The organism is Marinobacter antarcticus (assembly GCF_900142385.1).
Classification (GTDB): Bacteria; Pseudomonadota; Gammaproteobacteria; order Pseudomonadales; family Oleiphilaceae; genus Marinobacter; species Marinobacter antarcticus.
In genome coordinates, this window is record NZ_FRAQ01000001.1 from 81,080 (window position 1) to 94,270 (window position 13,191).

The 13,191-nt window shown below is 56.1% G+C and carries 11 protein-coding genes; 7 read left to right on the forward strand and 4 right to left on the reverse strand.

Annotated features, from left to right (window positions below; all coding sequences use genetic code 11):
• Nucleotides 1-19 precede the first annotated feature (19 nt).
• Nucleotides 20-1,288 (forward strand): ammonium transporter, encoded by a 1,269-nt coding sequence (locus BUA49_RS00405; RefSeq protein WP_072794839.1) that lies wholly within the window; start codon nt 20-22, stop codon nt 1,286-1,288.
• A gap of 231 nt (nt 1,289-1,519) precedes the next feature.
• On the opposite strand, the gene BUA49_RS00410 is transcribed toward BUA49_RS00405, so the two are convergent.
• Together BUA49_RS00410 and speE are read right to left on the reverse strand one after the other, a co-directional pair.
• Nucleotides 1,520-2,017, reverse strand: coding sequence for a DUF6231 family protein (locus tag BUA49_RS00410; protein ID WP_072794840.1), 498 nt, complete (start codon nt 2,015-2,017; stop codon nt 1,520-1,522).
• Between the two features lie 131 nt (nt 2,018-2,148).
• Nucleotides 2,149-3,030: a polyamine aminopropyltransferase gene (gene speE, locus BUA49_RS00415; RefSeq protein ID WP_072794841.1), complete on the reverse strand. Its 882-nt coding sequence runs from the start codon at nt 3,028-3,030 to the stop codon at nt 2,149-2,151.
• A 206-nt stretch (nt 3,031-3,236) separates the two neighbouring features.
• Here speE and speA point away from each other — a divergent pair, with 206 nt between their 5' ends.
• From speA to BUA49_RS00430, 3 genes are all read left to right on the forward strand, one after another.
• The gene (gene speA / locus BUA49_RS00420) at nt 3,237-5,147 is read left to right on the forward strand and encodes a biosynthetic arginine decarboxylase (protein WP_072794842.1); all 1,911 of its coding nucleotides are present in this window, start codon (nt 3,237-3,239) and stop codon (nt 5,145-5,147) included.
• A 172-nt stretch (nt 5,148-5,319) separates the two neighbouring features.
• Nucleotides 5,320-5,919, forward strand: coding sequence for a sigma-70 family RNA polymerase sigma factor (locus BUA49_RS00425; RefSeq protein ID WP_072794843.1), 600 nt, complete (start codon nt 5,320-5,322; stop codon nt 5,917-5,919).
• Nucleotides 5,916-6,554: a ChrR family anti-sigma-E factor gene (locus BUA49_RS00430; RefSeq protein ID WP_072794844.1), complete on the forward strand. Its 639-nt coding sequence runs from the start codon at nt 5,916-5,918 to the stop codon at nt 6,552-6,554. The genes BUA49_RS00425 and BUA49_RS00430 overlap by 4 nt, the downstream gene beginning before the upstream one ends.
• A gap of 26 nt (nt 6,555-6,580) precedes the next feature.
• Here BUA49_RS00430 and BUA49_RS00435 read toward each other — a convergent pair whose 3' ends face one another.
• A complete protein-coding gene (locus BUA49_RS00435) occupies nt 6,581-7,324 on the reverse strand; it encodes an SDR family NAD(P)-dependent oxidoreductase (protein ID WP_072794845.1) in 744 nt (247 codons plus the stop codon).
• 216 nt (nt 7,325-7,540) lie between these two features.
• Here BUA49_RS00435 and BUA49_RS00440 point away from each other — a divergent pair, with 216 nt between their 5' ends.
• From BUA49_RS00440 to BUA49_RS00450, 3 genes are all read left to right on the forward strand, one after another.
• A complete protein-coding gene (locus tag BUA49_RS00440; RefSeq protein ID WP_072794846.1) occupies nt 7,541-9,316 on the forward strand; it encodes an acyl-CoA dehydrogenase C-terminal domain-containing protein in 1,776 nt (591 codons plus the stop codon).
• A 149-nt stretch (nt 9,317-9,465) separates the two neighbouring features.
• Nucleotides 9,466-10,257 (forward strand): tRNA cyclic N6-threonylcarbamoyladenosine(37) synthase TcdA, encoded by a 792-nt coding sequence (gene tcdA / locus BUA49_RS00445; protein WP_175547534.1) that lies wholly within the window; start codon nt 9,466-9,468, stop codon nt 10,255-10,257.
• A 21-nt stretch (nt 10,258-10,278) separates the two neighbouring features.
• Entirely contained in the window at nt 10,279-12,186 is a 1,908-nt protein-coding gene (locus BUA49_RS00450; RefSeq protein ID WP_072794847.1) for a cation:proton antiporter, read from the forward strand.
• 4 nt (nt 12,187-12,190) lie between these two features.
• Here BUA49_RS00450 and BUA49_RS00455 read toward each other — a convergent pair whose 3' ends face one another.
• A complete protein-coding gene (locus BUA49_RS00455) occupies nt 12,191-13,174 on the reverse strand; it encodes an NADP-dependent oxidoreductase (protein ID WP_072794848.1) in 984 nt (327 codons plus the stop codon).
• Between the last annotated feature and the right edge of the window lie 17 nt (nt 13,175-13,191).

The following is a 13,191-nucleotide window of genomic DNA, read 5'->3' on the forward strand; positions in this document are numbered from 1 at the left end:
CTCGTGCGGAGGGCCTCTCATGGAAAGCAACATTTTTCACCTGCAGTACGCAATAGATACCTTTTATTTTCTGGTTTGCGGTGCATTAGTAATGTGGATGGCCGCGGGCTTTGCCATGCTCGAGTCCGGGCTGGTACGAGCCAAAAACACGACGGAAATTCTCACTAAAAACGTCGCGCTCTACGCCGTCGCCTGCATCATGTACCTCGTGTGTGGCTACGCCATCATGTATGACGGCACCCTGTTACTGAACGGCATCGAGCAAACGGATGCCGCAACAGTATTAGGGGATTTTGCCACTCGGGAGGATGGCTTCGAAGGCGGAGCGATATACTCCAGCGCGGCGGATTTCTTTTTCCAGGTGGTGTTCGTAGCCACCGCCATGTCGATCGTATCCGGCGCTGTGGCTGAGCGCATGAAACTCTGGTCATTCCTGATCTTTGCGGTTGCCATGACCGGCGTCATCTACCCGATGGAAGGCTCCTGGACCTGGGGCGGCAACGACGTCTTCGGTCTGTATAACCTGGGCGATCTTGGCTTCAGCGACTTTGCCGGTTCCGGCATTGTTCACATGGCCGGTGCGGCCGCAGCGCTTGCCGGGGTGCTGTTACTTGGAGCCCGGAAAGGCAAGTACGGCCCCAACGGCGAAATCCGTGCCATCCCCGGTGCCAATCTACCTCTGGCGGCGCTGGGTACTTTTATCCTGTGGATGGGATGGTTCGGCTTTAACGGTGGCTCGGTTCTGAAGCTGGGCGATATCGCCAGCGCCAACTCGGTTGCCATGGTGTTTCTCAATACTAACGCCGCAGCCGCTGGTGGCGCTATCGCAGCGCTGATAACCGGTAGACTGCTGTTTGGCAAGGCCGATCTGACCATGCTCCTCAACGGCGCCATTGCGGGCCTTGTGGTTATCACCGCCGAGCCATCTACACCTAGCGCTTTGGTCTCAACCCTCTGGGGTGGCCTGGGTGGTGTAGCCGTTGTATTCAGCATCATCTTTCTGGACAAACTGCGCATCGATGACCCGGTGGGCGCCATTTCAGCCCACGGGGTGTGTGGTTTTCTCGGCTTGATGCTTGTGCCTATCACTAATGGTGGCGTTACCTTCAGCGGGCAGTTGATTGGCGCTGCAACCATCTTCGGCTGGGTGTTCCTCGCAAGCCTGCTGGTCTGGGGCATCATCAAAGCAGTAATGGGTGTGCGTGTCAGCGAAGAAGAAGAGTACGAAGGCGTAGACCTGTCAGAGTGCGGCATGGAAGCCTATCCGGAGTTTGTCAGCAGCAAGTAACAGACTCTGAAAGTGAACTGGAAGGGGTGCCTGAAACGGCACCCCTTTTCATTTACAAGAGTTCTGTTTCTCAGCGATGGCTCTGACAAGTCCAACAGATGACAGTGTTTCCAGGTTCGACTACTGTCACTCTGCACTTTGGCCATCTAAGGATAGATGAAGGACCAGCCCTCGGCGCACCGAGTGAGCAAGACTTGGTAGAAGGCACCGGGTTATTGATAACGCAGGGATTTACCAGCGTGCCTTGTCCCACATTTCCGGGTTAGCCCAGTATTGGGGGTTATTCCAGTCCCGTCGCCGGTTGTAACTATCGATGTTGTAGGTATACAGCGTGCGCGCTGGAGCACCTTGCAAGTGCGCCTGACGTTTGAAACCCAGGCCGAGAAAGTCACCCAGTTGCCAGCCCGACTCGTTGGTCATAATCACAGCTATCCGATGCGTGCCAAAGTTGCGTAGCTGGCCGAGCATCAGGGTGCCTTCTTCATGACTCAACTGCTCCAGAGCGCCCTCAATCAGTGCCAGATCGTGGGTATCTGCCGACGGCAGACCGTTGTTGAGAGCTGACAGCAACAGTTCGGTGTAATGTCTGTCCGGATACTGCTCATGCCAGGCCCGGCCCAGACGAACCGGCAGCGTACCGCATACCAGCAGTGTGTCGGGCTGACAATCGTCCAGGGTTTGCGCAAGCGCCTGCTGAGGCGTCAGGCAGGGTTCGTTTTGCTTGATCATTTTACCACTCCGTGTCCATCTAAACGCTGAATCACTTTAGTCCCTCGAACGAGGGTGGTATCCGTGCGTACCAGACCGCCCCAGACCGGCTGACACTCCCGCAGACCTGGGTGGTGGAGCAAGTTCTTAAGTTAACCCTCTTGCGGGTGCACTTCGTCTTCCAGGGCATCAATCATGAACTGGGGCATGGCGAGCGCGCCGTGGTGAATGCCGGCGTTGTAGTAGCGAGTTACAAACGGGCGGTTGTTTGCGTCGTCCTCACGGAAATACTTCACCGGGTTATCTTTGCTGGCCATGGTGCAGCTCCACCAGCCAGTGGGGTAAACGGGCTGGGGGAACGGCAGCGTTTGCACGTGGTCAAAGCCGGCTTTGCGCATGTCGCTGTGAATGTCTTTTATGATGGTATGGGTGTGCAGGAGTGGAGATTCGCTTTGCTGAACAATAATGCCGCCCTCACCCAGCGCCAGCATGGCATCGCGGTAGAAATCCAGGGCAAACAGGCCTTCGGCAGGGCCGACCGGGTCGGTGCTGTCTATAATGAGGATGTCGATGCTGCCGGGGTCCACTTCCCGCATCCACTTTATGCCGTCGCCAAAGAAGAAATTGGCCCGTGGATCATTGTTGGATTCGCACAGTTCAGGAAAGTACTCCTCCGACAGGCGGGTAACACGCTCGTCGATTTCAACTTGCCAGGCTTCTTCCACGTCAGGGTGTTTCAGAACTTCTTTCAGGGTGCCGCAGTCGCCACCACCCACAATTACCACCTTCTTTGGCTTTTTGTGAGTGAAAATAGCCGGGTGAGTCATCATCTCATGGTAGAGAAAGTTATCCCGGGTGGTCAGCATCACACAGCCATCCAGCACCATCAGGTTGCCGAAGGTTTCAGTTTCATAGATTTCCAGTTTTTGAAACGAGGTCTGCTCTTCATGCAGCTTCTGTTTCACCTGCAGGGAAAATGCGGTTCCCTGGTCCTGGAATATCTCGGTAAACCAGTTGTTGTTCAGCGTCGTCATGGTGCTCTCCTGCGAAACCTGGGTGCGATGTCGAAAACGAGTATTGTAGGGGCGCGAAGCAGTCAGCCAAAGTGTTTGTTTCGGTTTAGCAACACTGCAAACGCGGAGAACAGCAGCGGAGACTTTCAGGTGCAAAGGTCAGGCCCTACAATACCAGCCATTCAGACGGCCTGACCGGCCCCGGTTTTCGCAGAAGGATAGCAGCCATGAGCAATACCAGCGCCTCCCCGGCTCACAAGGTTTATAACATTGCCCATTGGAGCGATGGCTACATAGGCGTCAACCCAGAGGGTGAGGTTGTTATCCGACCAAACCGTGGCAAAAGTGACGCGGAGATCAATCTTCCGGAACTGACCCGTTCGCTGGTGAACTCAGGGCTGCAACTACCTGTGCTTATCCGCTTTACAGACATTCTTCACGACCGGGTGAATAAACTGTGCAACGCGTTCAACAAAGTTGCCACAGAGCATAGCTATGAAGGGCGGTACACCGCCGTCTACCCCATCAAGGTAAACCAGCAACGCCGGGTGGTTGAAGAATTGATCGCCGCAGAGCCGGCTGCCAGCAACAGGCAGATCGGCCTGGAGGCAGGCAGCAAACCGGAACTGATGGCGGTGCTTGCGCTGGCACGACAGCCGGGGTCGGTTATCGTGTGCAACGGCTACAAGGATCGGGAGTACATTCGCCTGGCGTTGATCGGTCAGAAGCTCGGCCACCGGGTGTTTATTGTGGTGGAAAAACAGTCGGAGCTGCCGCTTATTCTCGAGGAAGCCAAAAAACTCGAAGTATCTCCGCTTATTGGCGTGCGCGTTCGCCTGGCAACCATCGGCAAAGGTAACTGGCAGAATACAGGTGGTGAAAAGTCCAAGTTCGGATTATCCGCCAGCCAGGTTCTGGATGTGGTGAAAACACTGCGCGAAGCTGGCGCTCTGGACACTCTTCAGCTTCTGCACTTCCATCTGGGCTCCCAGATTGCCAACATTCGCGATATCCAGACGGGGCTGCGGGAGTGCGCGCGTTTCTACAGTGAGCTCAGGCAGATGGGCGCCCCGGTGAATACCGTTGATATCGGCGGCGGCCTGGGCGTCGATTACGAGGGCACTCGCTCCCGCAGTGCCTGCTCGATGAATTACAGCATGCACGAATATGCCTATAACGTGGTGCACGTGCTGCAAGCCGAATGTGACCGCCACGGCCTTCCTCATCCAGACCTGATCAGCGAATCCGGCCGGGCGCTGACCGCACACCACTCTGTGCTTGTTACCAACGTTATTGATCACGAAGAGCCGGAAGACCGACCCGCTGCAAAGCCGCAACAGGATGCGTCGGCACCGCTGCAGGATCTCTGGCGCGATCTGGAAAGCCTGGAAGACCTGGAATCCCCGCGCTCGCTGGCAGAAATCTACCACGATGTGCTGCACGCCATGGCGGACGTTCACGGCCAGTTTGCCCACGGTACGCTCTCCTTACAGGAGCGTGCAGATTCAGAAATACTCTATATCCGCTGCTGCAGGCTGCTGCAGGGCCAGTTGGATAAAAACAGCCGGGCCCACCGTGAAATCATTGATGAGCTGAACGAAAAGCTGGCCGCAAAGCTGTTCGTTAATTTCTCGCTGTTTCAGTCGCTACCGGATGTCTGGGGCATCGATCAGATATTTCCGGTCATGCCAGTGAACGGCCTGAACCGGCCACTCAGCCGGCGTGCGGTGATTCAGGATATCACCTGCGATTCCGATGGTCGCATCGACCGTTACGTGGATGGCCAGGGCACGGAAACCACACTGGCCCTGCCTGAAGACAAGCCCGGCGAACCCTTGTTGATGGGTTTTTTCATGACCGGCGCCTATCAGGAAATCCTGGGGGATATGCACAACCTGTTTGGCGACACTCACTCTGTGGATGTGCGCCTGAACGACGCTGGCGGATTCGACACCGGCTCTCCCATTATTGGCGATACAGTCGCCAACGTTCTCAGATATGTGAACTTTGAGCCCCAAACCCTTCTGGCGGCGTACCGCAGCAAGTTTGCCGCGAGCGAGCTTCCTGAGGATGCTCAAGCAGCCTTGCTGGGAGAACTGGCCGCCGGGCTTGAAGGTTATACCTATCTGGAATACTAGGAACTCTATGGAATCTGGACGCAAAGAAACGCACGATTACAAAATTACTTTAACGGAAGGCTGATCCACACTGAGAGCGGGCGCGTAAACATCACCACTGACAAACCCGTGGCGAGTGCATAGAATGATAAGCAGAACGAATTTAAATCATGCGACTGTCGAGGAGCGTCCGGTGACCACACTGGATCAAAAACCAGCACGCGGTGAGGGCCGAAAGGATCCTTGGAGTCAACTGTTGGTGAAAGTGGGGAAAAACCAGGATCGCCAGGCTTATCATTCATTGTTTGAGCATTTTGCCCCGCAGCTCAAATACTATGCCATGGCAAATGGCATGGCCAGCCACGCAGAAGAGTTGGTGCAGGAAGTTTTTGTCTCCATCTGGAGGCGCGCATGCCTTTACGACTGGCAAAAAGCTGCAGCCTCAACCTGGATTTTCACCATCGCACGTAATCAGCGCATTGATATGCTGCGCAAGATGCGCCGTACCAGCGCAGAAATGCAAGTTGAGACAGAAGACCTGTGGCAGATCCCCGGCGAAGATGACAACGAACCAGTAACCTCACTGCATCGCCTGATGTCCGAGCGGCGTGTGAGAGAGTCCTTGAGCCATTTGCCAGAAGAACAGATTACCGTGATCGCCAAGGTGTATATGGAGCAGAAATCCCATCAAATGGTGGCGAACGAACTGAACATCCCCCTTGGGACGGTGAAGAGCCGGGTACGGCTTGCTTTGAACAAGCTGAAAGTGATTTTGCAGGATCAGAACGTATGACACGGCATCACCCCGAAAGCCTGCACCTGATGGAGTTCAGCGCGGGCAACCTGAGCGAGCCTCACGCCCTGTGCATCCGGCTGCACCTCAACGATTGCTCCCTTTGCCGCAGTCGAGTAGACACGCTGGACAGCCTTGGCGCTGTGATGATGGAACGACAGCCTAAGGTCAGTGTTTCCGAGTCAATGTTTGACAGCATCCTGGCAAAGATAGATAACGCACCGTCACCCCAGCCTGAGACAAAGACTGCACCCAGGATCAGCATCCTTCAAAAGCTGCTTGGAGACGACATAAACAACCTTCCCTGGAAACGTCAGCTGGGTGATGTCAGCGTTCTGGATATCACTGAGAAGTTTCCGGGCCAGGAGGAACAGGTTGTTCTCCAGAAGCTGGTCTCAGGAGGCAAAGCACCGGCTCATACTCATCGCGGTATTGAGACAACTATTGTGTTGCAAGGTGCTTTTGCCGATCAGAAAGGCGTTTTCAACCAGTGGGACTTTGTCGTTCTCACCGATCAGGATGAGCACAAGCCGGTCGCAGTCGGGTGCGAAGACTGCATCACTCTCTCTGTGCTGAGCGCTCCGGTGAAACTGACAGGAACCTTCACCCGCATGCTGAATCCGTTTATCAAGTGATTTTTTTGTTATCCCTATGGCCGCTTTTACCAAGGAAGTTCTGAGCCGTCCCAACTCAGAAAGCGGCCGTTATCCTCAGAAGTCATCCCCTCAATGATCGTTAACAGATTTCCGGCGGTTTCGGCTGCGCTATGCACCTGAAGCTGCGCCAGAGACTGCCTGAAGGGATCGCTCAGGGCTGAGTCGGTTGTTCCGGGGTGTAATGAGACACAGGCAACAAGCTTGCAGCGGCGACCTAATTCCACCGAAAGTGTCCGCACCAGCATGTTCAGGGCCGCTTTCGAGCTTCTATACGCGTACCACCCACCCAGGCGGTTATCTTCAATCGAGCCCACCTTGGCCGAAACGGCGGCAATCCGTTTGAAATCACGATGCCGGAGCCACGGCAGCAGCGCCTGAACCAGCAGGGCGAAGCCTGTCGCATTCACCGCAAAGGCCCGAGCCATACTATTCGCCTCGAGCTCTTCCAGCCGTTTTTCCGGAAACATGGGGCCGTCGTGAAGCAAACCTGCGGCGTAGATAAACGTATCGATACCCTTCGCGGCGGAAATCGTCTTTTCCAGAGCCCGCACCACCACACCAGGCGACTGACTATCCTCCGCATCCCAAGCCAACAGTGTCAGCCGGCTGTGGCTGCGCAGTGACTCAGGCACCTTCGCTGTGTCACGGCATAAGCCCACCACCACCGATTCTTCATCACGCTCCAACAGTGCCTCTGCCAGAGCACCACCAATCGCACCGGATACGCCGGCTACTAAAATTCGCTTCATGTCATCCCTCCATGTGGTTCTCAACCATATACGAACAACTGGCACAGCAGACCGCATAAACGGGTGAACCACGAAATTAAAACAGTCGTATGAAATAGCACTGATATCTCTTGAAGGTTGCTACCACGGTTTCGCAACCCGCTAAAAAGTCCATAGAGATCCGTTAAGGCCCGAGAAACCTATTAAGGCTGAATAACCCCATTGAGGAGAGTGCTCATGCAATACAAGGCCCCGGCAAATGATCTTCGTTTTCTGTTGTTTGATGTACTGGGTGTAGACCGGCTTCATGAGCTGGAAAAATACGCCGATGCCACGCCGGACCTGATTTCCGCAGTTATTGACGAAGCCGGTAAACTGGCGGCGGAAGTCATTCAGCCGACTAACCAGACCGGTGACCGCGAAGGGTGCCATTACGACCCGGAAACCCACGATGTAAAAACGCCAGAAGGGTTCAAAGAGGCCTACAAAAAGTTTGTCGAAGGTGGCTGGACCGCACTGGACGCACCCTTGGAGTTTGGTGGGCAGGGCCTGCCCCACACCCTGAAGTTTGTCGTGGATGAGATGGTCTGCTCCACCAACCTGTCTCTGGGCATGTACCCGGGGCTGACCCACGGCGCCATCAGCGCTATATACACGCACGGTTCCGATGAGCTCAAACAGACCTACCTGGAAAAACTGGTTTCCGGCGAGTGGGCAGGCACAATGTGCCTTACCGAGCCCCAGTGTGGTACCGACCTGGGTCTGATTCGCACCCGCGCCACGCCCAACGCAGATGGCAGCTACGCCATTGAAGGTACCAAAATCTGGATCACCGGCGGTGAACACGACCTCACGGACAATATTGTGCACTTGGTACTGGCAAAGCTGCCCGGCGCTCCGGATACCACAAAAGGCATTTCCCTGTTTGTGGTTCCCAAGGTTCTGCCGGAATCCAGCGAGCGCAACCCGGCGTTTTGCGGTGGTCTGGAACACAAAATGGGTATCAAAGGCTCCGCGACCTGCGTGATGAACTTCGAAGGCGCCAAAGGCTGGCTGGTGGGTGAACCTAACGACGGCATGCGCGCTATGTTCACCATGATGAACGAAGCACGCCTGATGGTTGGTATGCAGGGCCTGGGTCTTGCCGAGATGGCCTATCAGGAAAGCCTCGGGTTCGCCCGCGATCGCCTGCAGAGCCGGTCCCTGAGCGGCGCCAAGAACCCGAATGGCCCGGCTGACCCGATTATCGTGCACCCGGACGTTCGCCGCATGCTGATGCGCCAGAAGGTTTTGAATGAAGGCATGCGCGCCCTCGCCCTCTTTACCGGCCACCAGCTTGATCTCTCGGTCGCTCATCCGGATGAATCTACACGGGAATCCGCCGATGACCTGGTGCAGCTGCTTACCCCGGTGGTCAAAGCATTCCTGACCGACGAAGGTTCCAATAATGCGAACTCCGGCCTGCAAGTGCTCGGCGGCTCCGGCTTCACCACCGACTGGCCGATGGAGCAATTGGTTCGCGATGGCCGTATTGCACGCATCTATGAGGGTACGAACGGCATCCAGGCGATGGATCTGGTGGGCCGTAAACTGAGCCTGAAAGGCGGACAACTTGTACGCACTCTGTTTGGCGTGCTCTCGGGCTACCTGAAGGACAACCCGGAAGCACCCCATCGCGACGAGCTCAAAAGCGCAATAGGTGCGCTGGAAAAGGCCACCATGTGGCTGGCAACCAATGCTCCGAAAGATCCGGAGCAGGCCGGCGCCGCCGCCACGCCATACCTGCGGCTGATGGCTCTGACGGTTATTGGCTACATGTGGTCACGCATGGCCAACGTTGCCAGCCATCAGATTGCAGCGGGAGAAGGCAACAAGCCTCTGCTGGAAAGCAAACTTGTATCAGCTCGCTTCTACTTTGAAAAACTGTTGCCTGAAATTCACTGGTTGCTGAGCGACATTGAGAGCGGCAAAGACAGCCTGATGGATATGGGAGATGATCACTGGGCGGCCTGAGCCATCAGTCAGGCGTTCTGAATTGAGCCACGCACTGCGTGGCTTTTTTACAGCTTTTTTCTGTCTGCCCCGGCACTGGGGTACAATTGCGCCCTTTGATGCACCCTTTGATAGTCTCCGGCTTGCGTCCGGATCTGAACGGAGACCGCATGAACGCAGACGATTATGCTTTCCGCTTTGGCGGTATTGAACGGCTTTACGGGCGCCGCGCCCTGCACGCATTTCGTGACGCCCACATTGCTGTTGTCGGTCTGGGCGGGGTTGGTTCATGGGCCGCCGAAGCTCTGGCCCGCAGTGGAATTGGGACCTTCACCCTGATCGATATGGATGATATCTGCGTGTCCAACACCAACCGCCAGTTACATGCTCTGGACGGGCAGTATGGACGTACCAAAACCGATGCCATGGCTGAGCGCCTGAAAGCCATCAATCCCCACGCTGATATCCGGATCCACTTTGGCTTTCTCACTCTGAAAAACCTCACGGAGCTGATCACGCCTGACATAACGGGCGTGGTCGATGCCATAGACAGCGTAAAGCCGAAAACCGCTTTGATTGCCCACTGTCAGCGCGGAAAAATCCCGATCATCTGTGCCGGTGGCGCTGGCGGCCAGACAGACCCCACGAAAATTCTGGTAGCGGATCTCAGTAAAACGACCCAGGATCCTTTACTGGCCAAGGTTCGCAACCTTCTGCGCCGGGAGTACGGCTTCTCTCGCAATCCCAAGCGACGCTTCGGCATTGAGGCCGTATACTCGACAGAACAGCTCACGTATCCTGCCGACGATGGTGAAGTCTGTCTGCAGAAGCCTGCAACCGACGGCCCCTCGCGGCTTGACTGTGCTTCCGGTTTTGGCGCCGCCTGCCCGGTTACCGCCAGCTTTGGCCTGTTCGCAGCCTCCCGGCTGTTAAATCGCATTGCACGACGCGCCGACCAATAAACATACGGACCCCAAACCTTTATGCCAGCCAGCACAGTCCTGATTCTTGCCAGCATTGGTGTCCTCTCATTGTCTTTTCAGTGGCTCGCCTGGCGTATGCGGGTGCCTGCCATTCTATTCCTGCTTGCCGGCGGGATACTTGTGGGCCCGGTACTGGGCTATCTCAACCCGGATGAGGTATTCGGTGACCTGCTGTTTCCGCTGGTTTCGCTGGCCGTCGCCATCATCCTGTTTGAAGGCAGCCTGACTCTGCGCTTTGAGGAAGTCCGAGGGCACGGCAAGATGACTCGCAACCTCATCCCTGTGGGTTCGATCGTAACCGGTATTATCGGCACTCTCGCCGCGCGCTGGGTTCTGGAAATTTCATGGGCGGTTGCGCTGCTCTTCGGCGCCATTTCGATTGTTACCGGCCCAACGGTTATCGCGCCGCTGCTGCGTTCGGTTCGCCCGAGCGCCAAGATCGCCAATATCCTGCGCTGGGAAGGCATCATCATTGACCCGGTGGGCGCCTTGCTGGCGGTTCTGGTGTTCGAGGGCATCGTCTCCTGGGGCCAGGGCAATGTGTTCGGCCACTCCCTGTATATTTTCGGTAAGACACTGCTGATTGGCTTCGCTCTCGGCGCCCTCGCCGGCTATCTGAATGGCTTGGCACTGCGCAAGCATCTGATCCCACAGTACCTTCACAATGCCGGCACCCTCACCTTCATGCTCGGTGCCTATGCGCTCTCCAATGAAATGGCCCACGAATCCGGCCTGCTCACGGTAACGGTTATGGGCATCTGGATGGCCAACATGAAGCAGGTCTCTGTCGACAGCATTCTTGAGTTCAAGGAATCCCTGAGTGTACTACTGATATCGGCGCTGTTTATCATCCTGGCCGCCAGGGTCGAGTTTGCCGCGATTGCCGACCTCGGTTGGGGCCTGGCCGTGGTTCTGGCTCTGCTGATGCTGCTGGCCCGCCCGCTCAGTGTGTTTTTGTCAGCGATCGGCACCGACCTTAGCTGGCGGGAAAAACTGTTTCTGAGCTGGATCGCCCCAAGGGGCATTGTGGCCGCGGCGGTTTCCGCCCTGTTCGCTTTCCAGTTGCAGAAACTTGGTTATGACAACGCTGGCGCCCTGGTTCCCATGGTGTTTGTGCTGATCATTGCCACCGTTACCCTGCAAAGCCTGACCGCCCGGCCGATCGCCCGGTTGCTGAAAGTCACTGAGCCAGCAGAGTATGGGTTCCTGATTCTCGGAGCCAACCCGGTTGCCCGCATGATCGGGCTGGCACTTAAAAAACATGAGGTCCCGGTTACCCTGGCGGATACCAACTGGGAGAACATGCGCCAGGCGCGCATGGACAATCTGAAGGTGTATTTCGGCAACCCGATTTCTGAGCATGCCTCAAGCCACCTCGACCTCACCGGGATCGGCAACCTGCTGGTCATCTCGCCTTACAAACACATGAACTCGTTGGCGACGTATCACTTTCTCGACTGGTTCGGTGACACCAAAGTATTCAGCCTTGCGGAAGGCGATCAGGATCAGAAGGCACGGCACCAGACTGCGGAGAAGATCCAGATGACCCGTGGTCTCTTCGACGGCGTGAGCTATGCAAAACTGGCCAGCCTTGCCAGCCAGGGTTACTCCGTGAAAACCACGGAACTCAGTGAAGAGTTCGATTACAACGATTTCCTCAAAAAGTACGAGGGGCAGGCACTGGTATTATTCATCTTCGACAGCAAGAGCCACGTTAAGCCAGTTCGCAGCATGGACGACCTGAAGCCGGGTGACGACTGGATACTGATCAGCCTGGTGCCACCCCAGGACCGCAAAGAGCGGAAAGAAAAGGAAAACAGGGAGGGGATAGAGCCTTCAGCCTTGGGTAAGGAGCCTTCAGCTCCCGGCAAAGAGCCCTCAACAGAAGGCTCTACCCCAGGAAGCTGAACACCTAGCGGCAGTCCAGTACCAACTTGCCGCGCACATGCCCACCTTCAAGAAGTTCGTGGGCCTGTGCCACCTGACCCAGTGTAAAAGCCTTCTCAATGTGTACCTTCACATCGCCATCTTCGATCAGCTCAGCGATTTCATCCAGGTGGAACACATCCGGGCGTACGGTCATGCCATGCGCCCTTAACCCCTGCTCTTCGGCAGCACTGACGATCTCATCTGCCGTAACCGTAGGAATGGTAACCAGCATGCCATTCTCACCCAAGGTGCGCAGGGACCGCTTGCCCGTGTCACCGCCTACCAGATCCAGTACCACATCCAGTCCATAGCACTCATCGGCAAAATCTGCGGTGTGATAATCAATAACTTCGTGCACACCAAGCCCTGCAAGAAAGTCCCGATTGCCCGCTGAAGCGGTCGCAATAACATGAGCGCCCCGTGCCAGCGCGAACTGCACAGCAAGATGCCCCACACCGCCGGCGCCTGCGTGTACCAGAATTTTCTGCCCGGATTCAAGCTTGGCCACTTCAAACAGTGCCTGCCAGGCGGTGAGCGCAGCAAGTGGCAGTGCCCCGGCCGTTACCAGGTCGAGCTCTTCCGGCACGATAGCCAACTCATCTGCAGTCGCGAGGGCATACTCAGCATAAGCCCCGCCATTCAATGGAAAACCAATCATTCCCATGACCCGATCTCCGGGCGCCAGAGTGGCCACTCCATCTCCGATGGCAACTACTTCCCCCGCAACATCGTAGCCCGGAGTCCAAGGCAGCGAGCTTTCAATCTGCTGCGCCACAAATCCAAGTCCTTTCCGGGTTTTCCAGTCGATAGGATTAAGCCCTGCGCCATGAACGCGAATCAGCACTTGCCTATCTTCCGGCGAAGGCATATCCGAGCTGACAACCTGCAGAACATCACGCTCACCAAACTGGCGGTATACCACCTGACGCATGGAAGAATCAGAATGCTGGCCAACGGTCGTTTCCATGAATATCTCCGGACAAG